General features: G+C 34.4%; 37 protein-coding genes and 2 pseudogenes. 38 read left to right on the forward strand and 1 reads right to left on the reverse strand.

All coding sequences use genetic code 11. The features are described 5' to 3' along the window. Position 1: 1 nt before the first annotated feature. The 32 genes and pseudogenes from rpsC to P3U32_RS12795 all read left to right on the forward strand — a co-directional run. Positions 2-655, forward strand: a complete 654-nt coding sequence (gene rpsC / locus P3U32_RS02890; RefSeq protein WP_323704107.1) for a 30S ribosomal protein S3 — start codon at positions 2-4, stop codon at positions 653-655. A gap of 2 nt (positions 656-657) precedes the next feature. Further along, positions 658-1,092: a 50S ribosomal protein L16 gene (gene rplP, locus P3U32_RS02895; protein WP_016998807.1), complete on the forward strand. Its 435-nt coding sequence runs from the start codon at positions 658-660 to the stop codon at positions 1,090-1,092. After that, the gene (gene rpmC, locus P3U32_RS02900) at positions 1,082-1,297 is read left to right on the forward strand and encodes a 50S ribosomal protein L29 (RefSeq protein ID WP_016998808.1); all 216 of its coding nucleotides are present in this window, start codon (positions 1,082-1,084) and stop codon (positions 1,295-1,297) included. Before rplP ends, rpmC begins: the two co-directional genes overlap by 11 nt. Positions 1,298-1,320: 23 nt before the next feature. Next, complete coding sequence (gene rpsQ, locus P3U32_RS02905) at positions 1,321-1,584, forward strand: 30S ribosomal protein S17 (RefSeq protein WP_323704108.1); 264 nt, start codon at positions 1,321-1,323, stop codon at positions 1,582-1,584. 33 nt (positions 1,585-1,617) lie between these two features. Beyond that, on the forward strand, positions 1,618-1,986 hold the full coding sequence (gene rplN / locus P3U32_RS02910; protein ID WP_016911102.1) for a 50S ribosomal protein L14: 369 nt from the start codon (positions 1,618-1,620) through the stop codon (positions 1,984-1,986). A 43-nt stretch (positions 1,987-2,029) separates the two neighbouring features. Beyond that, on the forward strand, positions 2,030-2,350 hold the full coding sequence (gene rplX, locus P3U32_RS02915) for a 50S ribosomal protein L24 (RefSeq protein ID WP_323704109.1): 321 nt from the start codon (positions 2,030-2,032) through the stop codon (positions 2,348-2,350). A 25-nt stretch (positions 2,351-2,375) separates the two neighbouring features. Beyond that, the gene (rplE, locus tag P3U32_RS02920) at positions 2,376-2,915 is read left to right on the forward strand and encodes a 50S ribosomal protein L5 (protein ID WP_323704110.1); all 540 of its coding nucleotides are present in this window, start codon (positions 2,376-2,378) and stop codon (positions 2,913-2,915) included. A 27-nt stretch (positions 2,916-2,942) separates the two neighbouring features. Further along, a complete protein-coding gene (locus tag P3U32_RS02925; protein WP_016998812.1) occupies positions 2,943-3,128 on the forward strand; it encodes a type Z 30S ribosomal protein S14 in 186 nt (61 codons plus the stop codon). Positions 3,129-3,157: 29 nt separating this feature from the next. Continuing rightward, on the forward strand, positions 3,158-3,556 hold the full coding sequence (rpsH, locus tag P3U32_RS02930) for a 30S ribosomal protein S8 (protein WP_323704111.1): 399 nt from the start codon (positions 3,158-3,160) through the stop codon (positions 3,554-3,556). Between the two features lie 29 nt (positions 3,557-3,585). Then, entirely contained in the window at positions 3,586-4,122 is a 537-nt protein-coding gene (gene rplF / locus P3U32_RS02935) for a 50S ribosomal protein L6 (RefSeq protein ID WP_323704112.1), read from the forward strand. A 27-nt stretch (positions 4,123-4,149) separates the two neighbouring features. Then, a complete protein-coding gene (rplR, locus tag P3U32_RS02940) occupies positions 4,150-4,512 on the forward strand; it encodes a 50S ribosomal protein L18 (protein WP_323704113.1) in 363 nt (120 codons plus the stop codon). 18 nt (positions 4,513-4,530) lie between these two features. Further along, complete coding sequence (rpsE, locus tag P3U32_RS02945) at positions 4,531-5,031, forward strand: 30S ribosomal protein S5 (RefSeq protein WP_078356951.1); 501 nt, start codon at positions 4,531-4,533, stop codon at positions 5,029-5,031. A gap of 16 nt (positions 5,032-5,047) precedes the next feature. Then, on the forward strand, positions 5,048-5,227 hold the full coding sequence (gene rpmD / locus P3U32_RS02950) for a 50S ribosomal protein L30 (RefSeq protein ID WP_037589015.1): 180 nt from the start codon (positions 5,048-5,050) through the stop codon (positions 5,225-5,227). Between the two features lie 30 nt (positions 5,228-5,257). After that, complete coding sequence (rplO, locus tag P3U32_RS02955) at positions 5,258-5,698, forward strand: 50S ribosomal protein L15 (RefSeq protein ID WP_323704114.1); 441 nt, start codon at positions 5,258-5,260, stop codon at positions 5,696-5,698. Beyond that, the gene (secY, locus tag P3U32_RS02960) at positions 5,698-6,999 is read left to right on the forward strand and encodes a preprotein translocase subunit SecY (protein ID WP_323704115.1); all 1,302 of its coding nucleotides are present in this window, start codon (positions 5,698-5,700) and stop codon (positions 6,997-6,999) included. The genes rplO and secY overlap by 1 nt, the downstream gene beginning before the upstream one ends. Before the next feature lie 18 nt (positions 7,000-7,017). Then, positions 7,018-7,665 carry an adenylate kinase gene (locus tag P3U32_RS02965; protein ID WP_323704116.1) on the forward strand — a complete coding sequence of 216 codons (648 nt, stop codon included), beginning with the start codon at positions 7,018-7,020 and terminating at the stop codon, positions 7,663-7,665. Positions 7,666-7,973: 308 nt separating this feature from the next. Further along, complete coding sequence (gene infA, locus P3U32_RS02970; RefSeq protein ID WP_001118443.1) at positions 7,974-8,192, forward strand: translation initiation factor IF-1; 219 nt, start codon at positions 7,974-7,976, stop codon at positions 8,190-8,192. Between the two features lie 32 nt (positions 8,193-8,224). Further along, positions 8,225-8,338 carry a 50S ribosomal protein L36 gene (rpmJ, locus tag P3U32_RS02975; protein WP_003156543.1) on the forward strand — a complete coding sequence of 38 codons (114 nt, stop codon included), beginning with the start codon at positions 8,225-8,227 and terminating at the stop codon, positions 8,336-8,338. A gap of 20 nt (positions 8,339-8,358) precedes the next feature. Continuing rightward, positions 8,359-8,724: a 30S ribosomal protein S13 gene (rpsM, locus tag P3U32_RS02980; protein ID WP_323704118.1), complete on the forward strand. Its 366-nt coding sequence runs from the start codon at positions 8,359-8,361 to the stop codon at positions 8,722-8,724. 22 nt (positions 8,725-8,746) lie between these two features. Beyond that, entirely contained in the window at positions 8,747-9,136 is a 390-nt protein-coding gene (gene rpsK, locus P3U32_RS02985) for a 30S ribosomal protein S11 (RefSeq protein WP_016998822.1), read from the forward strand. An 82-nt stretch (positions 9,137-9,218) separates the two neighbouring features. Further along, positions 9,219-10,163 carry a DNA-directed RNA polymerase subunit alpha gene (locus tag P3U32_RS02990; protein WP_323704120.1) on the forward strand — a complete coding sequence of 315 codons (945 nt, stop codon included), beginning with the start codon at positions 9,219-9,221 and terminating at the stop codon, positions 10,161-10,163. Between the two features lie 16 nt (positions 10,164-10,179). Then, positions 10,180-10,545 (forward strand): 50S ribosomal protein L17, encoded by a 366-nt coding sequence (gene rplQ, locus P3U32_RS02995; RefSeq protein ID WP_323704121.1) that lies wholly within the window; start codon positions 10,180-10,182, stop codon positions 10,543-10,545. A 322-nt stretch (positions 10,546-10,867) separates the two neighbouring features. Next, entirely contained in the window at positions 10,868-11,674 is an 807-nt protein-coding gene (locus P3U32_RS03000) for an energy-coupling factor transporter ATPase (protein ID WP_323704122.1), read from the forward strand. Next, the gene (locus tag P3U32_RS03005) at positions 11,671-12,537 is read left to right on the forward strand and encodes an energy-coupling factor transporter ATPase (protein WP_323704123.1); all 867 of its coding nucleotides are present in this window, start codon (positions 11,671-11,673) and stop codon (positions 12,535-12,537) included. The genes P3U32_RS03000 and P3U32_RS03005 overlap by 4 nt, the downstream gene beginning before the upstream one ends. Further along, complete coding sequence (locus P3U32_RS03010; RefSeq protein WP_323704124.1) at positions 12,527-13,324, forward strand: energy-coupling factor transporter transmembrane component T family protein; 798 nt, start codon at positions 12,527-12,529, stop codon at positions 13,322-13,324. The genes P3U32_RS03005 and P3U32_RS03010 overlap by 11 nt, the downstream gene beginning before the upstream one ends. 10 nt (positions 13,325-13,334) lie before the next feature. After that, positions 13,335-14,138, forward strand: coding sequence for a tRNA pseudouridine(38-40) synthase TruA (gene truA, locus P3U32_RS03015; RefSeq protein WP_323704125.1), 804 nt, complete (start codon positions 13,335-13,337; stop codon positions 14,136-14,138). 212 nt (positions 14,139-14,350) lie between these two features. After that, the gene (gene rplM, locus P3U32_RS03020; RefSeq protein ID WP_323704126.1) at positions 14,351-14,788 is read left to right on the forward strand and encodes a 50S ribosomal protein L13; all 438 of its coding nucleotides are present in this window, start codon (positions 14,351-14,353) and stop codon (positions 14,786-14,788) included. A gap of 19 nt (positions 14,789-14,807) precedes the next feature. Next, positions 14,808-15,200, forward strand: a complete 393-nt coding sequence (gene rpsI, locus P3U32_RS03025; RefSeq protein ID WP_323704127.1) for a 30S ribosomal protein S9 — start codon at positions 14,808-14,810, stop codon at positions 15,198-15,200. Positions 15,201-15,373: 173 nt separating this feature from the next. After that, a complete protein-coding gene (locus tag P3U32_RS03030; protein ID WP_323704128.1) occupies positions 15,374-15,994 on the forward strand; it encodes a hypothetical protein in 621 nt (206 codons plus the stop codon). Positions 15,995-16,208: 214 nt separating this feature from the next. Next, complete coding sequence (locus P3U32_RS03035; protein WP_323704129.1) at positions 16,209-18,095, forward strand: BglG family transcription antiterminator; 1,887 nt, start codon at positions 16,209-16,211, stop codon at positions 18,093-18,095. Between the two features lie 168 nt (positions 18,096-18,263). Continuing rightward, positions 18,264-19,634, forward strand: a pseudogene (locus P3U32_RS03040) (PTS fructose transporter subunit IIC); the annotation flags it as partial. Positions 19,635-19,727: 93 nt separating this feature from the next. After that, positions 19,728-20,153 (forward strand): annotated as a pseudogene (locus tag P3U32_RS12795) (PTS sugar transporter subunit IIA); the annotation flags it as partial. A gap of 454 nt (positions 20,154-20,607) precedes the next feature. On the opposite strand, the gene P3U32_RS03045 reads toward P3U32_RS12795, so the two are convergent. Next, complete coding sequence (locus P3U32_RS03045; RefSeq protein WP_323704131.1) at positions 20,608-21,018, reverse strand: carboxymuconolactone decarboxylase family protein; 411 nt, start codon at positions 21,016-21,018, stop codon at positions 20,608-20,610. A gap of 112 nt (positions 21,019-21,130) precedes the next feature. Here P3U32_RS03045 and P3U32_RS03050 point away from each other — a divergent pair, with 112 nt between their 5' ends. From P3U32_RS03050 to P3U32_RS03075, 6 genes are all read left to right on the forward strand, one after another. Then, positions 21,131-21,535, forward strand: coding sequence for an Lrp/AsnC family transcriptional regulator (locus tag P3U32_RS03050; RefSeq protein WP_323704132.1), 405 nt, complete (start codon positions 21,131-21,133; stop codon positions 21,533-21,535). 109 nt (positions 21,536-21,644) lie between these two features. Continuing rightward, entirely contained in the window at positions 21,645-22,328 is a 684-nt protein-coding gene (locus tag P3U32_RS03055; protein WP_323704133.1) for a YjjG family noncanonical pyrimidine nucleotidase, read from the forward strand. A gap of 77 nt (positions 22,329-22,405) precedes the next feature. Further along, positions 22,406-22,783: a VOC family protein gene (locus P3U32_RS03060; protein WP_323704837.1), complete on the forward strand. Its 378-nt coding sequence runs from the start codon at positions 22,406-22,408 to the stop codon at positions 22,781-22,783. 13 nt (positions 22,784-22,796) lie between these two features. After that, complete coding sequence (locus P3U32_RS03065) at positions 22,797-23,249, forward strand: DinB family protein (protein ID WP_323704134.1); 453 nt, start codon at positions 22,797-22,799, stop codon at positions 23,247-23,249. Between the two features lie 136 nt (positions 23,250-23,385). Continuing rightward, a complete protein-coding gene (locus P3U32_RS03070) occupies positions 23,386-23,589 on the forward strand; it encodes a DUF1272 domain-containing protein (protein WP_323704135.1) in 204 nt (67 codons plus the stop codon). A gap of 42 nt (positions 23,590-23,631) precedes the next feature. Further along, positions 23,632-24,636, forward strand: a complete 1,005-nt coding sequence (locus P3U32_RS03075) for a zinc-binding alcohol dehydrogenase family protein (RefSeq protein ID WP_323704136.1) — start codon at positions 23,632-23,634, stop codon at positions 24,634-24,636. The last annotated feature ends 68 nt before the right edge of the window (positions 24,637-24,704 follow it).

Consider the following 24,704-nt stretch of genomic DNA (forward strand, 5'->3'; position numbering starts at 1 on the left):
AGTGGGTCAAAAAATTAATCCAATCGGACTTCGTGTCGGTGTAATTCGTGACTGGGAAGCAAAATGGTACGCAGGTAAAGACTTCGCAACACTTTTACATGAAGACTTAAAAGTTCGTAAATATATCGCAGAAGCATTAAAAGAAGCTTCAGTTTCAAGTGTTGAAATTGAGCGTGCAGCAAACCGTGTCAATATCGCTATCCACACTGGTAAGCCAGGTATGGTTATTGGTAAAGGCGGTTCTGAAATCGAAAAATTACGTAACAAATTAAACGCATTGACTAACAAAAAAGTACACATCAACGTAATCGAAATCAAAAAAGTTGATTTAGATGCAACATTGGTAGCAAACAACATTGCTCGTCAATTAGAGAACCGTGTATCTTTCCGTCGTGCTCAAAAACAAGCTATCCAACGTGCAATGAAATTGGGAGCTAAAGGTATCAAAACACAAGTATCTGGTCGTTTAGGTGGCGCAGATATCGCTCGTGCAGAACAATATTCAGAAGGAACTGTTCCACTTCATACACTACGTGCAGACATTGATTTCGCACATGAAGAAGCCGACACTACTTACGGTAAATTAGGTGTAAAAGTATGGATCTACCGTGGAGAAGTTCTTCCTACAAAGAAGTCTAGTGAAGGAGGAAAATAATAATGTTATTACCAAAGCGTGTTAAATTCCGTCGTCAACATCGTCCTAAAACAACTGGTCGTTCAAAAGGCGGAAATGAAGTAACATTTGGTGAGTATGGTTTACAAGCTCAAACAGCAGCATGGATTACATCTCGTCAAATCGAATCAGCTCGTATCGCAATGACACGTTATATGAAACGTGGCGGAAAAGTATGGATCAAAATATTCCCACATACACCATACACTAAGAAACCATTAGAAGTACGTATGGGTTCAGGTAAAGGTGCAGTTGAAGGTTGGGTAGCAGTAGTTAAACCAGGACGTATCTTGTTCGAAGTAGCAGGTGTTCAAGAAGAAGTAGCACGTGAAGCATTACGTCTTGCTGCACACAAACTTCCAGTTAAATCTAAGTTTGTAAAACGTGAAGAATTGGGTGGTGACACAAATGAAAGCTAAGGATATCAGAAATTTAACCACTACTGAAATTGAAAAAGAAATCAAAGAAGCTAAAGAACAATTATTCAACTTACGCTTTCAGTTAGCAACTGGTCAACTTGAAGAGACTGCTAACATTCGAAAAGTTAAAAAGACGATTGCTCGTCTAAAAACGATCGTTCGCGAAAGAGAAATCGAAGAAGAGAAAGCAGCAGATAACAAATAATCAAGTAGAGGAGGTTCATTACTGTGAGTGAAAGAAATGACCGCAAAGTTTACGTTGGTAAAGTAGTTTCAGACAAAATGGACAAAACTATTACAGTAGTTGTAGAAACTTACAAAACTCATAAATTATATGGTAAACGTGTAAAATATTCAAAAAAATATAAAACACATGATGAAAATAATTCAGCAAAAATGGGCGATATCGTTAAGATTGCAGAAACGCGTCCTTTATCAGCAACTAAACGTTTCCGTCTAGTTGAAATCGTTGAAGAATCAGTAATTATTTAATAGAAGTAAAAAGATAAGGGAGGTCAAACAAAGATGATCCAACAAGAAACACGCTTAAAAGTAGCAGATAACTCTGGTGCTCGTGAAGTATTAACAATCAAAGTTTTAGGCGGATCTGGTCGCAAGACAGCTAACATTGGTGATGTAATCGTAGTTACTGTTAAAAATGCAACACCAGGTGGCGTTGTTAAAAAAGGTGAAGTTGTTAAAGCTGTTGTTGTACGTACTAAATCAGGTGTACGTCGTGAAGATGGCTCTTACATCAAATTTGACGAAAATGCATGTGTAATCATCCGTGATGACAAAGGTCCACGTGGTACACGTATATTCGGTCCTGTAGCGCGTGAATTACGTGAAGGTAACTTCATGAAGATCGTTTCTCTAGCGCCAGAGGTACTTTAATCTATAATGATAAAAATTAATATTCCTAAGGAGGTGCCTACACATGCACGTACGTAAAGGTGACAACGTAATCGTTATCTCAGGTAAAGACAAAGGTAAAACTGGTAAAGTTTTAGAAGCATTACCTAAGAAAGAACGCGTAGTAGTAGAAGGTGTTAACATAATTAAAAAACACCAAAAACCAACTCAGTTAAATCCAGAAGGTGGTATCTTAGAAACAGAAGGTACTATCCACGTATCAAACGTTCAGTTACTTGATCCTAAGACAAACGAACCAACTCGTGTTGGATTTAAAGTAGTAGATGGTAAAAAAGTTCGTATCGCTAAAAAATCTGGCGAAGAAATTAAATCATCAAACGAATAATTATTAAGTGAAAGGAGGATCCACTTTGACACGTTTAAAAGAAAAGTTTAATAATGAAATTTCAGCTGAATTAGTAAAGAAATTTAACTATGATTCAGTTATGGAAGTACCAAAAATCGAAAAAATAGTTGTAAATATGGGTATCGGTGATGCTGTTCAAAACTCTAAAGTTTTAGACTCAGCAGTTGAAGAACTTGAAGCTATCACTGGTCAAAAAGCATTAGTTACAAAAGCTAAAAAATCAATTGCGACTTTCCGTCTTCGTGAAGGAATGCCTATCGGAGCAAAAGTTACATTACGTGGAGAAAGAATGTATGAATTCTTTGATAAATTAATCTCAGTTTCATTACCACGTGTACGTGACTTCCGTGGTATCTCTAAAAAAGCATTCGACGGTCGTGGAAATTACACTTTAGGTGTTAAGGAACAATTAATTTTCCCTGAAATCGACTATGATAAAGTAAGTAAAGTACGAGGAATGGATATCGTTATCGTTACAACTGCTAACACTGACGAGGAAGCTCGTGAATTGTTAACACAATTCGGTATGCCATTTCAAAAGTAATCTCTAATTATAAAGGAGGCTAATTAAGTGGCTAAAAAATCAATGATCGCTAAACAACAACGTAAACAGAAATTCGGTGTTCGTGAATACACTCGTTGTGAACGTTGTGGACGTCCACACTCAGTATATCGTAAATTCAAACTTTGCCGTATTTGTTTCCGTGAACTAGCATACAAAGGCCAAATCCCTGGCGTACGTAAAGCTAGCTGGTAAACTCAAAAGAATGAAAGGAGGAAACACAAATGACAATGTCAGATCCAATTGCAGATATGTTAACTCGCGTGCGTAACGCTAACATGGTACGTCACGAAAAATTAGAGTTACCTGCATCAAACATTAAAAAAGAAATCGCTGAAATCCTTAAAAAAGAAGGATTCGTAAAAAGCGTAGAATTCATAGAAGATGATAAGCAAGGTGTTATCCGTATGTTTCTTAAATATGGTCAAAACAACGAGCGAGTTATCACAGGTTTAAAACGTATTTCTAAACCAGGTTTACGTGTTTATGCTAAAGCTGATGAACTTCCAAAAGTTCTTAACGGTTTAGGTATTGCACTTGTTTCTACATCTGAAGGTGTTTTAACTGATAAAGATGCTAGACAACGTGGAATCGGTGGAGAAGTATTAGCTTATATCTGGTAATTATAAAATTATAAGGAGGTGCCCACATAATGAGCCGTGTCGGTAAGAAAATTATTGAGATCCCTGCAGACGTTACAGTTACTATCGAAAGTAACACAGTCACAGTTAAAGGATCTAAAGGTGAATTAACTAGAACTTTTAATGAAGAAATGACTTATAAACAAGAGGACAACAGCATCGAAGTTGTACGTCCTTCTGATTCAAAAGAACACAAAACAGTGCATGGTACAACTCGTGCATTAATTGCTAACATGATCGAAGGTGTTTCTAAAGGCTTCGAGAAAAACTTAGAACTTATAGGTGTTGGTTACCGTGCTCAAATGCAAGGTAAAAACATAATCCTTAACGTTGGTTATTCTCACCCTGTAGAAATTATCGCTGAAGATGGAATCACATTATCAGTAGATAAAAACACTAAAGTTAAAGTAGAAGGTATTTCTAAAGAACGTGTTGGTGCGGTTGCATCTTACATCCGTTCAATCCGTCCACCAGAACCTTATAAAGGTAAAGGTATTCGTTACGAAGGCGAATATGTTCGTCGTAAAGAAGGTAAAACTGGTAAGTAACCATTAAGATAAGAAAGGAGCACTAACATGATCGCTAAAATCGACAAAAATAAAGTTCGTTTGAAAAGACATGCTCGCGTACGTGCTAAATTAGCTGGAACAAGTGAAAAACCACGTTTAAATGTATATCGTTCAAACAAACATATTTATGCTCAAATTATTGATGACTTAAACGGTGTAACAATCGCTCAAGCATCAACTGTAGATAAAGAATTAAACTTAGAGCAATCAGGTAATGTAGAAGCAGCAGCAAAAGTTGGCGAAATCGTTGCTAAACGCGCGTCTGAAAAAGGCGTTGAAGCTGTAGTATTTGATCGTGGAGGATATTTATACCACGGACGTATCAAAGCATTAGCTGATTCAGCTCGTGAAAACGGACTTCAATTTTAATTTAAAGGAGGGACACTCATGCGTCGTAAAGAACAAGAAGTTAAAGAATTTGAAGAGCGCGTAGTTACGATTAACCGTGTAGCTAAAGTAGTTAAAGGTGGTCGTCGTTTCCGTTTTACAGCTTTAGTAGTTGTTGGAGATAAAAATGGTCGCGTAGGTTTCGGTACTGGTAAAGCTCAAGAGGTACCAGAAGCTATTAAAAAAGCAGTGGAAGATGCTAAGAAAGACTTAGTAACAGTTCCACGTGTTGAAGGAACAACTCCTCACCAAGTTATTGGACGTTTTGGTGCAGGTCGTGTTTTAATTAAACCAGCAGCACCTGGTACAGGTGTTATCGCAGGTGGACCAGTTCGTGCCGTATTAGAACTTGCTGGTATCACTGATATCTTAAGTAAATCATTAGGTTCAAACACACCAATCAATATGGTTCGTGCTACAATCGAAGGACTTAAAGAACTTAAAAATGCCGAACAAGTAGCTAGTCTACGCGGTAAATCAGTAGAAGAATTATTAAATTAAGGAGGGAACAAACACTATGGCTAAATTAGAAATCACCCTCACTCGTAGCGTTATTGGTCGTCCTGAAACACAACGCAAGACTGTTCAAGCGCTAGGACTTAAAAAAACAAACTCAACTGTAGTAGTTGAAGATAATCCTGCGATTCGTGGGCAAATCAACAAAGTAAGTCACTTAGTAAAAGTTACTGAAAAATAAATTTATCTAAAGTAATAAGGAGGTGCCAAAATGAAATTACATGAGTTGAAACCAGTTAAAGGTGCTCGTAAAGAACGTAACCGCGTAGGTCGTGGTATGGCTACAGGTAACGGTAAAACAAGTGGACGTGGTACTAAAGGTCAAAAAGCACGTTCAGGTGGCGGTGTTCGTTTAGGTTTTGAAGGTGGACAATTACCATTGTTCCGTCGTTTACCAAAACGTGGATTCACTAACATCAACCGTAAAGAATATGCAATTGTTAATCTTGATCAATTAAATCGTTTCGAAGATGGAACTGAAATCACTCCTGCTTTACTTGTTGAATCAGGTGTTGTTAAATCAGAAAAATCAAGCGTTAAAGTTTTAGGTAACGGTTCATTAGAGAAGAAATTAACAATAAAAGCTCATAAATTCTCAGCTTCAGCAATTGAAGCAATCGAAGGTAAGGGCGGAACGCATGAGGTGATCTAATGTTTGAAACGATCGTTAGTTTTCTAAAGACTAAAGATATTCGTAACAAGATATTATTTACACTAGCAATGCTCGTTATTTTTAAAGTTGGAACTTATATTCCAGCTCCTGGTGTTAATCCAGATGCTTTTAATCAAAATAAAGGTTCGCAAGGTATTACTGATTTGTTTAATACATTCGGTGGAGGTGCCTTGCAGAACTTCTCAATTTTAGCTATGGGTATTATGCCTTACATTACAGCTTCGATTGTTATGCAACTATTGCAAATGGATGTTGTACCTAAGTTTACTGAATGGTCTAAACAAGGTGAAGTTGGGCGTAAAAAGATCAATCAATTTACGCGTTACTTTACAATTGTTTTAGCATTCGTTCAAGGTTTAGGTATGTCATATTCATTTAATAACATGCTTGGTGGTAATTTAATTGCAAATACATCAGTGTTAAATTATTTATTAATTGCACTTGTTTTAACTGCAGGAACAGCTTTCTTAATGTGGTTAGGTGAGCAGATTACTCAATTTGGTGTTGGTAATGGTATTTCTATTATTATCTTTGCCGGAATTTTATCTTCTATGCCTAATTCATTAATTCAGTTTTATCAACAAAGTTTTGTTGGTGCAGATGATACAACGATGGCTTGGTTAAAAGCGATTGGTTTATTCGTTGGAATGATTTTACTTACTGTTGGTGCTGTTTATGTACTTCAAGCTATTCGTAAAATCCCAATTCAATATGCTAAGCGTCAACAACAAGGCTTTGGTAGTACATTATCTGCCAATGCAACATATTTACCTTTGAAAGTTAACTCAGCTGGTGTAATTCCTGTAATCTTCTCGATGGCATTTTTCATGCTTCCGAAGACATTGACACTGTTCTTCCCAAAACAAGATTGGGCTCAAACAGTGACACAGTATGCAGATCCATCACATAATATTGGTATGATTGTCTATATAGTATTAATCATAGCTTTCGCATACTTTTATGCATTTGTTCAGGTTAATCCTGAAAAGATGGCAGAAAACTTACAAAAACAAGGTAGTTATGTACCGGGTATAAGACCTGGTGAACAAACTAAAAAATACATCACTAGAGTGCTCTATCGTTTAACGTTTGTTGGTTCAATATTCTTAGCTGTAATATCTATTATTCCGATTTTAGCTATTAAGTTGATGAATTTACCTCAAGCAATACAAGTTGGTGGTACTAGCTTACTAATCGTTATCGGTGTTGCAATTGAAACTATGAAAACTTTAGAAGCGCAGCTCAATCAACGAGAATATAGAGGCTTTAGAAGACGATAAACAAGTAGGAGGGCATTTATGAACATCATTTTAATGGGTTTACCTGGTGCAGGTAAAGGAACTCAAGCGAGTGAAATTGTTAAGAAATACCCTATTCCACATATCTCAACTGGTGATATGTTCCGTAAAGCGATTAAGGAAGAAACAGACCTTGGTAAAGAGGCTAAATCTTTCATGGATCGTGGAGAACTAGTACCAGATGAAGTGACTATAGGAATCGTTAGAGAAAGACTTGCTGAAGAAGATGCTAAAAAAGGGTTCTTGCTAGATGGTTTTCCTCGTACAGTAGAACAAGCTGAAGCATTAAATGATATTTTAAGCCAACTAGGCCGTCAAGTTGACGCTGTCGTTAACATTGAAGTTGCTGAAGAAGAGCTTATGAATCGTTTAACTGGTAGACGTATTTGTTCTGAATGTGGAACAACATATCATTTAGTATTTAATCCACCAAAAGTCGAAGGTGTTTGTGATCTTGATGGCGGTAAACTTTACCAACGTGAAGATGATAACCCTGAAACAGTAGCAAATCGTTTAAGTGTCAATGTTAAACAAACAAAACCACTTTTAGATTTCTATGACAATCAAGGTGTCCTTAAAAACATCGATGGTTCTAGACAAATTGATAATGTTACTGAAGATGTTATTCAAATTCTTGAATCATTATAGTAATGACGCTTTCACCCCGAATTCGCCTAGCTTTAGGTGATTCTTGAACGCGTGATTGCGTTCGATTTTTAAGAATCAAGGTAATATGTGGGTTTTTGAAATTCAATCGGAGTGATTACGAGAAGCGATAAGTATTTGAAGTGTTGTCGAATGCAAATCTTAAGTATTAAATCATCCCAATTTTATAAACCTGTGCTTATTCTATGTGATTTAATCACCTAAAGTATGTCTCTAATTTTGGACCAGGTTTTAAAGCATGAAATACACATGTATTTCACGATAATGAAAAGAAAAAGGGGGAAATGATCATGGCTAAACAAGATGTAATCGAATTAGAAGGTACTGTATTAGATACTTTACCAAACGCTATGTTTAAAGTAGAATTAGAAAATGGACATGAAATTTTAGCACACGTTAGTGGTAAAATCCGTATGAACTATATTAGAATTCTACCTGGCGACAAAGTAACAGTTGAAATGTCTCCGTATGACCTAACACGCGGAAGAATCACTTATCGTTATAAATAATCGTCACTCCAAATACAAGGAGGTATACAAAGATGAAAGTAAGACCATCAGTAAAACCAATTTGCGAAAAATGTAAAGTTATTCGTCGTAAAGGTAAAGTAATGGTGATTTGTGAAAATCCAAAACACAAACAAAAACAAGGCTAATAAAAGAGAGGTGTAAATAAATGGCTCGTATTGCAGGTATTGACGTACCACGTGAGAAACGCGTAGTAATCTCGTTAACTTACGTATATGGTATCGGAAAAACAACAGCACAAAAAATTCTTAAAGAAGCAAACGTATCTGAAGACACACGTGTTCGTGATTTAACTGATGACGAATTAGGTCGTATCCGTGAAGTAGTTGACGGTTACAAAGTTGAAGGTGATCTTCGTCGTGAAAGAAACTTAGACATTAAACGTTTAATGGAAATCGCTTCATACCGTGGAATTCGCCACCGTCGTGGTTTACCAGTTCGTGGTCAAAACACTAAGAACAATGCGCGTACGCGTAAAGGACCAGTTAAAACAGTAGCGAACAAGAAAAAATAATAAGTAAAGGAGGCACATATAAATGGCACGTAAACAAGTATCTCGTAAACGTAGAGTGAAAAAGAATATCGAAAGTGGTGTTGCTCATATTCGCTCAACATTCAACAATACAATCGTAACGATCACTGATGACTTCGGTAATGCATTATCATGGTCTTCAGCAGGTGCGTTAGGATTCAAAGGTTCTAAAAAATCAACTCCTTTTGCAGCTCAAATGGCTTCAGAAACAGCTTCAAAAACTGCAATGGAACATGGTTTAAAAACTGTAGAAGTTACAGTTAAAGGTCCTGGCCCAGGTCGTGAATCAGCGATCCGTGCGTTACAATCAGCTGGATTAGAAATTACAGCTATTAGAGACGTAACACCAGTTCCTCATAACGGATGTCGTCCACCAAAACGTCGTCGTGTATAATTTTTGTTAGTTCTAATGTTCAAGAGTCACTGGATAGAAATTAATAAAGTTTAATCGACGTTTATAAGGAGGATATATTTAAATGATTGAAATCGAAAAACCTAGAATTGAAACAATAGAAGTTAGTGATGATTCTACATTCGGTAAGTTCGTTGTTGAACCGCTAGAACGTGGTTATGGTACAACACTAGGCAACTCCTTACGTCGTATCCTATTATCTTCATTACCAGGTGCGGCAGTTAAAAATATCGAAATCGAAGGTGTTCTTCACGAATTCTCAGCTGTAGAAAATGTGGTAGAAGACGTTACAACTATCATTATGAACATCAAGAATTTAGCACTTAAAATCTACTCTGATGAAGACAAAACACTAGAAATCGATATTAAAGATGAAGGTGAAGTTACTGCGAAAGATATTATGCATGATAGCGATGTTGAAATTTTAAATCCAGATTTAAAAATTGCAACAGTGTCTAAAGGTGGACACTTTAAGATGCGTTTAATTGCTAATAAAGGCCGTGGTTATGCTTTAGCTGAACAAAATAACACAAGTGATTTGCCAATTGGTGTCATTCCAATCGACTCACTTTACTCTCCAGTAAGTCGTGTTAACTACACTGTTGAAAATACTCGTGTAGGGCAAAGTAGTGATTATGATAAATTAACACTAGATGTATGGACAGATGGTTCTTTATCTCCTCAAGAAGCAGTTTCTTTAGGTGCTAAGATCATGACTGAACACTTAAACATTTTTGTTAATTTAACTGATGAAGCACAAAATGCTGAAATCATGATTGAAAAAGAAGAAGATCAAAAAGAAAAAGTACTTGAAATGTCTATTGAAGAATTAGATTTATCAGTACGTTCTTACAACTGTCTAAAACGTGCAGGAATTAACTCTGTACAAGAATTAGCAGACAAATCTGAGGCAGATATGATGAAAGTTAGAAACTTAGGTCGTAAGTCTCTTGAAGAAGTTAAATATAAATTAGAAGATCTTGGTCTTGGTTTAAGAAAAGAAGACTAATAAAGGAGGTTAATTCATGGGTTACAGAAAATTAGGTCGTACTTCTGATCAACGTAAAGCAATGTTACGTGACTTAGCTACTCAACTTATCGTTTCTGAACGCATTGAGACTACAGAAGCTCGTGCAAAAGAACTACGTAAAGTTGTTGATAACTTAATTACTTTAGGTAAAAAAGGTGATTTAGCTTCACGTCGTAGAGCAGCTGAAACTTTACGTGACGTTAAAATCTTAGAAGATGACAAAACAATTACTGCATTACAAAAATTATTCAATGATGTTGCGCCACGCTATGAAGAGCGTCAAGGTGGATATACTCGTATTATGAAAGTTGGTCCACGTCGCGGTGACGGTGCTGAATCAGTAATTATTGAATTAGTATAATTTATTCTTTATTGGAGTGACGAAAGTCACTTCAATCATTCTTTATAAATACAGTTTATTTAACACACACAAAGCAAATGAGTGCAATGATAATGTTTACCACACATAAATATTGTCTAGCTCAGAGTACTCCACCACATTTGAATGACTTATCGCGTGAACTCGTCTCTGGTGGAGTGCGCGCTTTTTTAATTTAAATCCGTTTATTCGGATTTTTTTTTGCGTCAATTTATGTATTATATTTTAAAGCCATTAATGATTACAATTTCGGTAGTATGCTGTAAAATATAAAGATAATTAATATATTGAAGGATGAATATAAATGGTGCAGGAAAGAATGATTGAGTTTTCTAACGTGACGTTTAAATATGGTGAAGATCAGCCTGTTGCACTAAATGATGTTTCATTTCATATAAATAAAGGACAATGGACTTCTATTGTTGGACATAACGGATCAGGTAAATCTACAATCGCTAAGTTATTGATGGGTATTCATCAGTCTTTTAGTGGAGAGATTAAAGTTGGTAATGCCACTTTAACTGAAGAAACGGTTGAAGAATTAAGAAAAAGTATTGGCATCGTGTTTCAAAATCCAGATAATCAGTTTATTGGTTCAACTGTTGAATATGATGTAGCATTTGGAATGGAAAATCAAAGTGTTGAGTATAACAAAATGCATGACATTGTTGATCAAGTACTGCAAGAAGTAGGGATGTCTGAAATGAAGACATTTGAACCTAGTCATTTATCAGGAGGACAGAAGCAAAGAGTTGCGATTGCTGGCATCCTAGCAATGTCACCTGAAATAATGATTTTAGACGAAGCAACTGCAATGTTAGATCCAGAGGGCAAAGAAAGTATTATGCACTTGATTAAAACTTTGCAAGATGAACATCAATTAACGGTCGTATCTATTACACATGATTTAGAAGAAGCAGTAAATGCGGATGAAATCATTGTAATGAATAAAGGGTGCGTTTATAAACAAGGTCAACCTAGTGAAATATTTAAAGATGGGGCGTATCTTACTGAAATAGGTTTAGACTTACCGTTCTCTATGCGTATGAACACTTTAATTAATAACAGTTATGAATTTATTTCTTTAGAACAGTTGGTAGATCGATTATGAATATTAATTTTGAAAAAGTTATTTATGATTACAGCATTAAGACCCCATTTCAATATAGAGCTTTAAATGAAGTTTCAACATCATTTAACGAAGCAAAGTTTTATGCAATAGTCGGTCATACAGGTTCAGGGAAATCGACGTTAATTCAACATTTAAATGCCATTTTAAAACCAACTAGAGGCAAAGTTATCATTGGTGAAACGGAAGTAAAACATAAATCAAAAGCAAAGCACTTATTACCTGTCCGTAAAAAGGTTGGTATCGTCTTTCAATTTGCCGAACATCAGTTGTTTGAAGATACTGTCGAAAAAGATATTATATTTGGTCCTTTAAATTATGGTATGGACAAGAAAGAAGCCATTGATAAAGCAGAGTCTTTAATCGATTTATTTAATATGGACAGAAGCATATTAAAACGATCCCCTTTTGAGCTCTCAGGAGGCCAAAAGAGACGCATTGCGATTGCTGGCGTATTAGCAATGCAACCAGAGATACTTGTCCTTGACGAGCCTACAGTGGGCTTAGATCCAAAGGGACAACGTGAGATGATGGAATTATTCAACGATATCCACCAGAAATTGGGGATGACGATTATATTAATTTCACATCAAATGGATATCGTGTTGAAATATGCAGAGGAAGTTAAAGTTATGGCATCAGGTGAAATCATAGCTGAAGATAAACCAGAACATATATTCACTAATGATGAATTACTCAAAACAGCACATTTACAAGCACCAAAAATCATCCAACTTCAACAAGCGATAGAGCATAAGCATCAAATGAAATTTGATCGAATTGCTACAAGTGAAGAAATGTTTAAAGAAATGTATGAGAAGCAGGTGATTCGTGATGACAGATAAAATGATTATTGGTCGTTATATACCTGGTGACACGATTATTCATCGCTTAGATTCAAGAATGAAGATGATCTATGTTTTCTTATTCATGATATTTATTTTCTTCTGTAACAACTGGATAACATATGGATTTATGCTAGTGACAGTATTATTCATTATGTATTTAGCAAAAATAAAATTATGGTTCTTAATTAAAGGTTTAACACCCGTCATGTTACTGTTTATCTTTACATTTATCATGCATCTTATCGTCACTAAAGGTGGTCCAGTATTACTGGATTTAAAGTTATTCACTATCGAACAAAATGGTGTTACACAAGGTGCGTTTATCGTACTTCGATTAATGCTATTAGTTATGATTTCAACGATTATGACATTAACAACAAGTCCAATTAGTCTAACTGACGCAATCGAATCAATGTTAAGACCACTTAAAAAATTTAAGTTTCCAGTTCACGAGTTAGCGATGATGATGTCAATTTCATTGAGATTTATTCCGACGCTAATGGATGAGTTAGATAGAATTATAAAAGCACAAACAGCAAGAGGATCAGATGTGGCTGCAGGAAGTATATTTAATAGACTTAAGGCAGTCATACCGTTGTTAATTCCAATGTTTATTTCTGCATTTAAGAGAGCAGATGAACTGGCGATTGCCATGGAATCTAGAGGGTACAATGCATCGAATCAACGAACGAACTATCGTATATTAAATTGGAAACTAAGGGATAGCTCAGCGTTAGTTACAATTTTAATTGTAGGGATGATATTATATTTATTAAGAAATTGAGGTGTATGTCTTGAGGATGTTAGTAAAAATTTCATATCATGGTGGCCAGTTTATGGGATTTCAAATACAGCATCATGAACGCACTGTGCAATATGAATTGGAAAGAATTCTAAAGAGAATGCATCAATCATTTGTAAGAATTCACCCTTCAAGTAGAACAGATAGAGGTGTACATGCAATTGAGCAATATTTTCACTTTGATACACATTTAAATATTGCGAATGAAAAGTGGATGTATGCATTTAATTCAGCTTTACCAGATGATATTTACGTGCAAAGTGTTGAACAGATTGATGATGATTTTCACTGTAGATATGATTGTGTTGGTAAGAAATATCGTTATAAAGTCTATATTGACGAAGCGAGACATGTATTCGAACATGATACGAAAGTACAACAGAAGAAATCAGTCGATATTAATGCAATGAATGAAGCTGCAAAACACTTTGTCGGGACACATGATTTTACCAGTTTTTGTTCTCAAAAAACTGAAGTAAAAAATAAAGTGCGTACCATTTATCAAAGTAACGTAGTAGAAACAGAAGATGGATTTGAGTTTATCGTCACAGGGTCAGGATTTTTATATAATATGGTCCGTGTCATGGTTGCTTATTTGATCTTAGTAGGTGAAGGTAAAAGAAGCGGAAATGAAATTCATACGTTGTTAGAAGAGCGTGATAGAAAAAAAGTACCACATACAGCTCCAGCGCATGGTTTGTATTTAGAAAAAATATATTTAGACAGAGAAGCACTTGTTAAAGAATTTGGAAATGATATCTATATTCATGACAAAAAATCTAAAGAAAATATTTGAAAACCAATTGACAAAAATACAAAATAATTATATTATAGACAACGGTATTGTTTTATATCACCACCACGATAAGCCCCGGAATCTTATTGTGTTTTAAGATATAGAAGCAGGAATCAGAATACGGAATTTAAGATGTATGTTTTATTCTTTGGTACAGGTTATTTCATACATCTTAAACAAGAACTTTTTTTAAAATTTAGGAGGACACTATAATGCGTCAAACATTTATGGCAAATGAAGCAAACATCGATCGCAAATGGTATGTTGTTGATGCTGAAGGACAAACGTTAGGTCGTTTATCATCAGAAATCGCATCAATCTTACGCGGTAAACATAAAGTAACTTATACACCACACGTTGATACAGGAGATTACGTTGTAATTATCAACGCTGACAAAATCTACTTATCAGGTAATAAAGAACAAGATAAAATTTACTACCGTCACTCAAATCACCCAGGTGGATTGAAATCAGTATCTGCTGGTGAATTAAAAGAGAAAAATCCAATTCGCTTATTAGAAACATCTATCAAAGGTATGTTACCTAAGAGCAAACTTGGTGAAAAACAAGGTAAAAAATTATTCGTATATGCTGGTGCAGAGCATCCACATGCTGCACAACAACCTGAAAACTACGAGTTACGTGGTTAATTAAGAGGAGGATACTACATTGGCACAAGTTGAATATCAAGGCACAGGTCGTCGTAAACATTCAGTAGCACGTGTACGTTTAGTACCTGGTGAAGGTAACGTAACAATTAACAAACGTGACGTACGTGACTACTTACCATTTGAATCATTAATTTTAGATTTAAACCAACCATTTGAAGTTACTGAAACTAAAGGAAACTATGATGTTTTAGTAAACGTTCAAGGTGGAGGTTTCACTGGACAAGCACAAGCTATCCGTCACGGAATTGCACGTGCATTGTTAGAAGCAGATCCAGAATACCGTGGATCATTAAAACGCGCTGGATTACTTACTCGTGACCCACGTATGAAAGAACGTAAGAAGCCAGGTCTTAAAGGCGCTCGTCGTTCTCCACAATTCTCAAAACGTTAATTTTCATACGAAAAACGTTTCAACACTCTTTGGATTATTCCAAAGGGTGTTTTTTTTGTTGTGAAATAATATTTATTTATTTTTAAATACTCAAGAGGAGTTTTGATAATGATAAATATCTTTGATACAATAGAAAAAATGTGTGATTAAATAATAATTTAGGAGAGATAACAGTGGAATACAAAGATTATATTTCAACCTTTGAGAAATATGCTGAAAGGGACCATAGAGAAATACATTTTCAAAATGAAATCGTAAAACCCTTTTTACGTTCAGTACTTCCTGAATTATTTGTAGAAGATGTACATTCATATTTTAATAAAGGTGGGCATCATGATTTTTCTCAATATGCAGGAGAGACAAGTGAATACATTAGTAGCCAACCTGATTTGGTAATTTGTGATAATTGGCATACGGAAAATAAGATAAGTAAGGAAAATACTGAAAATGAGGTTAAAAAAGTTAATTATAATGCAATTGTAGAAGTAAAATCTCCTTTCCTAGAGCCTATATTTCATCTTGATCCTTTGAATTACCTAGATACTGCAAATACGGTTAAAGAAAGTGGTTTAAGAGAAAAAGCTAAAGATTTATTAAGACCTATGAAAGTTAAAAAACTTATTTTTACTGATACTTTGAAATGGGAATTTTACTACATAAGTGATGAAGGTATCATTGTAAAGACGATTCAATTACATAATAACGAGAAGAATCCCTTTAAAAGTAGAGCGTGGACATGGCGAAATGAAGAAGCATATGAAGAACTAAAAAGGTTTGTGAGAGGGTTTATATAAGTTAAGTGTGAGGATATATTTTTATAAACTGCATAAACATGACTAGCTTTTTTAAAGAAGTAAATTTAATTGTTTAAGTTTTAAGCACCTTCCATTACTGGACGGTGCTTTTTATATTCCAAATAAATATCTCCCACTGTTCCATATTTTGATAAATTCCGTATAATTAGATATTAATGAGGTACATATAGCTTTTAAAGAAAGGGGGATGGCTATGAAGGATTTGAACGGTAGGCAACGCCGTATTATGCATTATTTATTATCAAACGGGAAGCAACTGTATACGATTAAAGAACTGAGTGAGATGCTTGGGAGCTCAGATAAGACGATTCGAAATGATATGAAGGTTATTATTGAAACGTCTAAACAATTGGCTGGTGTGGATATTCGTATTAAACGGGGATCGGGTATTCATGTGGCAATTGATCAACACATTGAAGATGATTTAATTGAACAATTAAATGCAGCTTATGAATCAAAAGATCAAAATATGGTAGCTATTAATATTGCTGTATTGTTGTTGAATGCATCAAACAAACATTTATTGCTCAAAGATATCGCACGGGAAATGTACATCTCAATCAATGAAGTGAAAGTGGCTTTGGCTATTATTGGCGATTGGATGGAGAAGTTTAGTATTTCTATCGTGGTTAAAAAAGGGAAAGGTATTCAATTACAAGGAAGAGAAATTGATTTTCGTAATGCGAGTAGGTTTATTGCATCACTACAGATGAATCGACTGTCTAATCATGAAATACTCATTAAAGAGTTTGGTGCAGTTGAATATAAAGTTGTAAGTGATCAAGTCAATCAAGTATTCAATGAAATATTGACGAACGATGAAAAGACTCAATTGATGACACATTTATTAATTATGATTCATCGTATTAAAAGTGGTCATTTCATTTCAATTGAAATACCTATTACTGAAAAAGAAATGACGCATGTATTAAATGAGCTATGCGACCAATTAGAACAGCACTTATCAATTAAAATTAATGAAAATGAAAGACGCTATTTAACGTTACATCTTCCTGAAAGGCACGATTCAAATTTAGAACCAGCAGAGGAAGTACTGCGTCTTGTTGAGAATTTAATGGATGAAATGAAACATGAGGCGATGATAGACTTTTCAACAGATGAGCAGCTTAAACTAGGATTGATGACACATATGACTTCGACAATTGATAGAATGTATTTGTCTGTGAATATAAATAATCCTTTACTTACTGAAATTAAAAAAAGTTATCCATTTATTTTCTCGAGTGTTGTAAATGCTATTAGAAATCTAGAGTCTAAACTTAAGTATAAAATTCCAGAGAATGAAATGGGCTATATTACGTTACATTTTCAAGCTGCTTATGAACGTATGAAATCAACAGAACATAAGAAAGTGGTCATTGTTTGTCATTTAGGTGTGGGCATTTCACAAATGCTCCGTGTCAGAATCGAAAAGAGATTTCCGAATTTCATTATTTGTGATGTGATTAAAGTAGATGAAACAGTGGATTATATACAAAAAAATGACATCGATATGATTGTCACTACAATAAAACTAGATATAGATACGATACCTGTGATTCAAGTATCCCCGTTACTGACAACAGAAGATGAACAGTCCTTAGGAAAATATACAAGTTCAATAGATATAAAAAGTCCTAATCAGTCCTTGTTAATGAAGTATTTAAAAACAGAATTGATTCATATGAATACAAGTGATCTGAGTCGATATGAATTAATAGAATTAATAGGAAGCGAACTTATCGAAGCGGGTTATGTACAGAAAGCATTTGTACAGAGTGTGTCACATAGAGAGTTTTTAAGTTCAACGGCTGTGGGCTACGGTGTAAGTATTCCACACGGTAAGACAGAATATGTAGAACAATCATCAATCAGTTTAGCGATTCTAAAAGAGCCTATTATTTGGGGAGAAGAGAATGTAAGCATCGTATTCCTAACTGCATTAACTGAAGAAGATAAGAAATACTATCACCAAATTTATCGTGAAATTAATGATTTGATTGAAGATGAAGAAACAATGTTAAATCTCAAACATGCGAATAGTAAAGAGGAGATTATAAGGTTGATTAAGAGAGATTGAGCCTCTGAACATTGCAAGTGAAGGCTGACAAGCAACATTGGAATAAAGAACATTGAAAGGCAATTTATCTACAATTCGAAATTACCGTTATAACGGTAATTTCTTTTTTTATAAGCATGGATTTCTCGTATAAAATAAAAGTAATCAGAAAAACGGGAGGAAACAAACATGAAATTGTTAGCCATTACTTCATGTCCAAATGGTATCGCACATACTTATATGGCTGCGGAGAATCTTCAAAAAGCAGCTGATAAAATGGGCGTCCAAATGAAAGTAGAAACACAAGGTGGTGTCGGTGTTGAAAATGAATTAACATCACAAGAAATAAGGGAAGCGGACGGGATTATCATTGCTGCTGATAGAAAGGTTGATAAGTCACGGTTTAATGGTAAAAAATTAATAGACGTAAGTGTTGGGGAAGGTATTCGTAATCCAGAAGGTTTAATTAAGAGAATGCAAGATGACGATGTTTCTGTTTATACAGGGGGATATTCAAACGAGTATAAAGAAGAAAAACGTGCACAAAATCCAATTTATCAACATTTAATGAATGGTGTATCATTTATGGTACCGTTTATTGTTGTCGGTGGTTTGCTTGTAGCAATCGCTTTATCATTAGGTGGTAAGACAACACCAGAAGGAATTACTGTACCAGAGGGAACGTTCTGGTACCAAATTCAACAAATTGGTAGCGCAGCATTTACCTTTATGATTCCTATACTAGCTGGTTATATTGCATATAGTATCGCCGATAAACCAGGTTTAGTACCAGGTATGATTGGTGGATTAATAGCAGCTACTGGTTCTTATTATGGTAGTGAAGCGGGCGCTGGATTTATTGGTGGGATTATAGCAGGTTTCTTAGCAGGTTATATTGCATTATGGATTAAGAAAATTAAAGTACCAAAAGCAATGCAACCTGTAATGCCAATTATATTTATTCCAGTAATTTCATCTGTATTAGTAGGTTTAATCTTTATATATGTGATTGGTGCACCAATTGCATCAATTTTTGAAGCATTATCAGCATGGTTAAAAGGCATGCAAGGCAGTAACGCAGTTGTACTTGCATTAATTTTAGGAGCAATGATTTCATTCGATATGGGTGGTCCAGTAAATAAAGTTGCATTCCTATTCGGTTCAGCAATGATAGGAGAAGGTAACTATACGATTATGGGTGCGATCGCAGCAGCAATATGTATTCCACCAATTGGATTAGGTCTAGCTACATTTATTAGAAAAAATAAATTTAATGACCAAGAAATTGAAATGGGTAAAGCATCCTTTACTATGGGACTGTTCGGTATTACAGAAGGAGCCATTCCATTTGCGGCACAAGATCCAATACGTGTTATCCCTTCAATTATGGTAGGGTCAATGACAGGTGCTGTCGTTGCAATGTTAACGCATGTAGGAGATAGAGTCGCACATGGTGGACCAATTGTAGCAGTGTTAGGTGCAGTAGATAATGTCATCTGGTTCTTCGTTGCTGTGTTGATAGGTGCTTTAGTTACTGCAGCATTGACGATAGTATTAAAACGCACAAATACAGTAACACCAGAAGGCTTAGTTGTTGAAGATACAGAAAATCAAGAACAAGACAAACAAGAAGATAAAAAATTAGTATCCAAAAAATTAATTACCATTACAAATAATCAATTAACTCAAGAAGAAGTGATAGATCAATTAATTAGTCATTTAGAACAAGAAGGCATTGTGACAAATCCGACAGACTTTAAGTCAGCAATAATGGAAAGAGAATCACAAAGTTCAACGGGAATAGGTATGAACGTTGCAATACCACATGCTAAATCAACAGCAGTTACAGAACCAAAACTTGCTATTATGAAAGCAAATGAAGGCGTCGATTGGAATAGTTTAGATGGGACACCATCGAAATTGATCTTTATGATAGCAGTACCTGCAAACGAAGCAGGAGATACACATTTAAAAATATTACAAAGCTTATCCAGAAAATTAATGGACGATGATTATAGAAATGCATTATTAAATGCTGAAACAAAAGAAAAAATGTATACGCTATTGAGAAGGTTATAAACGATAAGGAATTTTAAAAGGCTAGGACATCAATTGAGGTGTTCTAGCCTTTGATATAATGGAAATTCTGGATATAGCGTGTTGTGGGTTGAGGTGTAGAGCCGAGATATCGTGCGATTCGGTGTCAATCGCACGAAGAGTTAGGGGGTATGGTCGAGATATCGTGCGATTAGGTGTGAAACGCACGAAGAGTTAGGGGGTATGGTCGAGATATCGTGCGATTAGGTGTCAAACGCACGAAGAGTTGTGGGTATGAGGTGAGATATCGTGCGATTCAGGATCAAACGCACGAAGAGTTAGGGGGAAGTGCCTAGATATCGTGCGAATAGGTGTCAAACGCACGAAGAGTTAGGGGTAAGTGCTGAGATATCGTGCGATTAGGTGTCAAACGCACGAAGAGTTAGGGGTATGTACTGAGATATCGTGCGATTCAGAGTCAATCGCACGATATCTTTTATTTAACACCTATTTGTAAAATAGAACCGAAATGTTGTTGGGCAGTTGTAAATAAAGTAAATGTGATTAACTCTATTAATTCTTCATCGGTTAGTGTTTCTTTTAAAGTTTCTATAATATAACTCGGAATGTTTTCTTTCATTTTTAAGTATACTTCTACAAAACCTATACATACAGATGACTTTTCATCAGTAAATTGATGCGTTGGTTTACCTTTAGCTTTACAATATTGACAACCATTCTTTTGTGCAAGGATTCTTCTCAGTTCTTCTTTTAAAGACATAGACAAATATCCTTCATTTTCTAATACATTAGATAATTCATTCCAAGAATTATAGATTTTTCGATTATGACCTAATATTTTCTGAAAAGGTGTATTCCCTAAAGTACTGTTATTTAATAAAACCAAATATATCACTCCTTTATTTATCTAAGATTAATTATAGGTATGTTATATTTATTGATGAATATTGAAAAGAAGTAATAAATGAAAAATAACTTTAGAAATAGAGGGTAATTTAATGAATGACTTTATAAATGAAAAAATACTAAAAATTTTAGGTGAAAATAGTAGAATAACTATTAATGAGTTAAGTAAACAGATAAATCTTTCTGCACCAGCAACACGAGAGCGTGTGAATAAATTGGAAGATCAAAATATAATAAGCGCTTATACTATAGATATAAACTACAAAGAATTGGGCTATCAAATTGAAGCACTAATAGAAATAGTTATAAAAAATAATTTGTATAGTGATTTTAAAAATTACATAAATAAAATAGATAATGTAGATTTCTGCTATAGAATATCAGGAGATGCTTGTTTTATTTGTAAAGTAAGATTCAAGTCAATGGAAGAAGTAGAGCAATTTATAGATGGAATTCAACCATATGGTCATACTAAAACGAACTTCATACTCTCTTGATTTATCGAAAAATTTTATTAAAAAGTATGAACTATGAGAATTATCATAGTTCATTTGATTTTTTTGTATTAATATAAATAACATCAAAAGAAATAAGTGAGGAAATGCTATGTATAAATATATTTTGTTAGATTTAGATAATACGTTGCTAGATTTCAACGATGGTGAGAAAGAAGCGATTAAAGCAGTATTTCAGTCTGAAGGTGTAGAATTTAATGATGCGAATTTTAAAAAGTATAAAACAATCAATAAACAACTGTGGAGTGAACTTGAACAAGGGTTGATTTCGAAAGAAGCGGTTTTAGTTGGTCGTTTTAAACAGATTTTTGATTCATTAAATTTAGAGGTAGATCCATACGCTAAGGAAGATATTTTTAGAAATATTTTAGATAATAATCATACGCTTGTAGATGGGGCGATTGATATTTTGGAATATTTAACTGCTGCTGGTTATCGTCTATATAGTGCATCGAATGGTGTGTATTCAACTCAAATGAAACGTATGAAAGCTTCAGGGATTATTGATTATTTTGAGGATCATTTTATTTCTGAAAAGATTGGACATGAGAAACCGGATAAACGATTTTTTGAACATTGTTTAAATACGATTGGTGATGTTAATAAGCAACATATTTTAATGGTGGGTGATACTTATTCATCAGATATTATTGGTGCGCAATTGTTTGGCATAGATGCTTGTTATTATAATCATAATCAGGAAAGCGCGAATGATAGTGCTACTTATGAAATCTATCAGTTAACTGATTTGAAGAATATTTTAAAAGGTAATTAATGAAGTGTTAAATTTTTGCACTTCATTTTTTTATAGCGTATTCTATAGATACTAAAAAAATGTAGGTGAATATGATGATAGAAAAATTAAACCAAGTAATGCTTTACGTAGATGATCAAGAAAAAGCAGTTAATTTCTGGAAAGATACAATGGACTTTGTTGTTAAATCTGAAGGAGAATTGCCTGATGGTTTTAAATCTGTAGAGATTGCGCCGAGTGATGATAATGAAACGTCATTCGTGTTATTTGATAAAGCATTCATTAAAAAATATAGTCCTGAAGTAAGTCTAGAAATGCCTTCTTTAATGTTTAAAGCATCTAACTTTGATGAACTATATGAATCTTTAAAAGATCAAGGTTTAACGGGTCATGATATTATTGATATGCCTGAAGGTCGTGTGTTCAATTTCCATGATACACAAGGAAATTATTTTGCTATCATGGAACAAAAATAGGAGGAATTGATTTATGATTAAGAAACAATATGAAGTATCATACAATATGTTGGCAGGTATTCTAAAAGATGTAACTGATCAACAAGCTGAGTTCCAATTAGAGCTTGCAAATAATAATATTAAATGGCAATTGGGTCATATGTTACTTGCGAATGAGTCTTTCATCTTCGGAAAGAATTCTGAAGCCAATATATTAGGTAAAAAGTTAGGTCAATTCTATGCACCAGGAACATCTCCTCAAGGATTTAATGGTGAGGAAACTTCTTTTGAAGAATTAAAAGCAGATTTAAATGATCAACTAGAAAGAATTGTTAATAATATTGATGCACAAATGGAAAGTACTGAAAGCAATAATATTGTAAGTATGACGACATTTGCTGAAACAATTCCTTTTGCGGTTACGCATACAAATTATCATATTGGCCAAATTCAATTATTAAAAAATATGATTACAAAATTGGATTAAGGTGAATAAATTCATTTTTATAGAGACAAACCTGTATTAAATCAAATGATTTAGCAGGTTTGTTTTTATTTATATCGGTCTATGAAAAGTGTTATGATACAAATGAATATGGAATTAAATTAATGGAGTGATTGAAATGGCATTAGAAATGAAAACGAATTGTGATAAGTGTAATTATGAATTTCATGAGAAAAGTAATGCTTTCATATGCGTGAAAGAACATACGTATTGTAGAGAGTGTGCTGAAAATTTATTCTATGTATGCCCAGAATGTAATGGAGAGCTTGTCGTTCGACCAAAAGTAAAAGCAGATGAAAATACAATTAAAGGTGATAAATAAATTTTTGATCGAACTATAAATATAGAAAGAGGTGAACCGTTAATGAAAGCAATTGGATTTACAACAAGTTTTGATTTGAATGAGACAAATGCATTTGAAGAACGTGATTTACCAATACCTACGGCGAGTGGTAGAGACCTTTTAGTGAAAGTAAAGGCAGCTAGTATTAATCCGGTTGATACTAAGTCTAGAAATACAAGTGATGGAGAATTTAAGATACTTGGATATGATGGTGTAGGCGTCGTTGAAGCGGTTGGCGAAGATGTAGAATTATTTCATGTAGGTGATGAAGTATATTATTCTGGAACGAACACGAGACAAGGATCGAATGCTGAATATCAATTAGTAGATGAACGCATTGTTGGATTAAAACCAGAATTTTTATCTTATGCAGAAGCAGCAGCATTGCCATTAACAGCACTAACTTCATTAGAAGCACTCTTTGAAGGGTTAAATATATCAACAAATCCTGAAGAGAATACAGGGAAGACATTACTGATTATCAATGGTGCAGGTGGCGTAGGATCCATCGCAACACAAATGGCTAAAGAACTTGGACTTACAGTTATTACAACCGCATCTCGAAAAGAAACACGAAGATGGTCTGAGAAAATGGGTGCTGATATTGTGTTGAATCATAAACACAATTTACCTGATGAATTAAAAGCGCATAAAATAGATGGAGTAGATTATATATTTAACACACATAGTAGTGATGCTTATTTCAATGTGATGGCTGACATTATTAAGCCAAGAGGAAGAATCGTTGCTTTAGTGAATTTTAAGGATAAAGTAGATTTAAATGCATTAAAAGATAAAAGCGTGACATTCTCATTTGAATTTATGTTCACTAGACCTAAATATGAGACAGAAGATATGATTGAACATCATAACTATTTACGCAAACTCACTTTATTATTAGATAGAGGCAGATTAAAAACAACGCTATATAAAAAGTTAAATGGATTAAGTGTTGAAACGATAACAGAAGCACATCAACTTATCGAACAAGGAAATAGTATAGGTAAGATTGTTATTGAATATTAAATAAAGAATGAGATATCGTGCGATTAGGTGTCAAACGCACGAAGACTTAAGGTGTAGTGCTGAGATAT

It is taken from the genome of Mammaliicoccus sp. Dog046 (assembly GCF_034039665.1).
Lineage (GTDB): Bacteria > Bacillota > Bacilli > Staphylococcales > Staphylococcaceae > Mammaliicoccus.

What these genes read in the sequence shown, in the direction of transcription:
- P3U32_RS03050 (WP_323704132.1), top strand. Translation starts at nt 21,131, where the DNA reads ATGAATGACTTTATAAATGAAAAAATACTAAAAATTTTAGGTGAAAAT.
- rplX (WP_323704109.1), top strand. Translation starts at nt 2,030, where the DNA reads ATGCACGTACGTAAAGGTGACAACGTAATCGTTATCTCAGGTAAAGAC.
- P3U32_RS03070 (WP_323704135.1), top strand. Translation starts at nt 23,386, where the DNA reads ATGGCATTAGAAATGAAAACGAATTGTGATAAGTGTAATTATGAATTT.
- P3U32_RS03055 (WP_323704133.1), top strand. Translation starts at nt 21,645, where the DNA reads ATGTATAAATATATTTTGTTAGATTTAGATAATACGTTGCTAGATTTC.
- rplN (WP_016911102.1), top strand. Translation starts at nt 1,618, where the DNA reads ATGATCCAACAAGAAACACGCTTAAAAGTAGCAGATAACTCTGGTGCT.
- P3U32_RS02990 (WP_323704120.1), top strand. Translation starts at nt 9,219, where the DNA reads ATGATTGAAATCGAAAAACCTAGAATTGAAACAATAGAAGTTAGTGAT.
- P3U32_RS03075 (WP_323704136.1), top strand. Translation starts at nt 23,632, where the DNA reads ATGAAAGCAATTGGATTTACAACAAGTTTTGATTTGAATGAGACAAAT.
- rplQ (WP_323704121.1), top strand. Translation starts at nt 10,180, where the DNA reads ATGGGTTACAGAAAATTAGGTCGTACTTCTGATCAACGTAAAGCAATG.
- rplP (WP_016998807.1), top strand. Translation starts at nt 658, where the DNA reads ATGTTATTACCAAAGCGTGTTAAATTCCGTCGTCAACATCGTCCTAAA.
- rplO (WP_323704114.1), top strand. Translation starts at nt 5,258, where the DNA reads ATGAAATTACATGAGTTGAAACCAGTTAAAGGTGCTCGTAAAGAACGT.
- rpsH (WP_323704111.1), top strand. Translation starts at nt 3,158, where the DNA reads ATGACAATGTCAGATCCAATTGCAGATATGTTAACTCGCGTGCGTAAC.
- rpsK (WP_016998822.1), top strand. Translation starts at nt 8,747, where the DNA reads ATGGCACGTAAACAAGTATCTCGTAAACGTAGAGTGAAAAAGAATATC.
- rplF (WP_323704112.1), top strand. Translation starts at nt 3,586, where the DNA reads ATGAGCCGTGTCGGTAAGAAAATTATTGAGATCCCTGCAGACGTTACA.
- rpsM (WP_323704118.1), top strand. Translation starts at nt 8,359, where the DNA reads ATGGCTCGTATTGCAGGTATTGACGTACCACGTGAGAAACGCGTAGTA.
- P3U32_RS03000 (WP_323704122.1), top strand. Translation starts at nt 10,868, where the DNA reads ATGGTGCAGGAAAGAATGATTGAGTTTTCTAACGTGACGTTTAAATAT.
- rpmC (WP_016998808.1), top strand. Translation starts at nt 1,082, where the DNA reads ATGAAAGCTAAGGATATCAGAAATTTAACCACTACTGAAATTGAAAAA.
- P3U32_RS02965 (WP_323704116.1), top strand. Translation starts at nt 7,018, where the DNA reads ATGAACATCATTTTAATGGGTTTACCTGGTGCAGGTAAAGGAACTCAA.
- rpmJ (WP_003156543.1), top strand. Translation starts at nt 8,225, where the DNA reads ATGAAAGTAAGACCATCAGTAAAACCAATTTGCGAAAAATGTAAAGTT.
- rplR (WP_323704113.1), top strand. Translation starts at nt 4,150, where the DNA reads ATGATCGCTAAAATCGACAAAAATAAAGTTCGTTTGAAAAGACATGCT.
- infA (WP_001118443.1), top strand. Translation starts at nt 7,974, where the DNA reads ATGGCTAAACAAGATGTAATCGAATTAGAAGGTACTGTATTAGATACT.
- secY (WP_323704115.1), top strand. Translation starts at nt 5,698, where the DNA reads ATGTTTGAAACGATCGTTAGTTTTCTAAAGACTAAAGATATTCGTAAC.
- rpmD (WP_037589015.1), top strand. Translation starts at nt 5,048, where the DNA reads ATGGCTAAATTAGAAATCACCCTCACTCGTAGCGTTATTGGTCGTCCT.
- P3U32_RS03005 (WP_323704123.1), top strand. Translation starts at nt 11,671, where the DNA reads ATGAATATTAATTTTGAAAAAGTTATTTATGATTACAGCATTAAGACC.
- P3U32_RS03035 (WP_323704129.1), top strand. Translation starts at nt 16,209, where the DNA reads ATGAAGGATTTGAACGGTAGGCAACGCCGTATTATGCATTATTTATTA.
- rpsE (WP_078356951.1), top strand. Translation starts at nt 4,531, where the DNA reads ATGCGTCGTAAAGAACAAGAAGTTAAAGAATTTGAAGAGCGCGTAGTT.
- rplM (WP_323704126.1), top strand. Translation starts at nt 14,351, where the DNA reads ATGCGTCAAACATTTATGGCAAATGAAGCAAACATCGATCGCAAATGG.
- P3U32_RS03065 (WP_323704134.1), top strand. Translation starts at nt 22,797, where the DNA reads ATGATTAAGAAACAATATGAAGTATCATACAATATGTTGGCAGGTATT.
- P3U32_RS03010 (WP_323704124.1), top strand. Translation starts at nt 12,527, where the DNA reads ATGACAGATAAAATGATTATTGGTCGTTATATACCTGGTGACACGATT.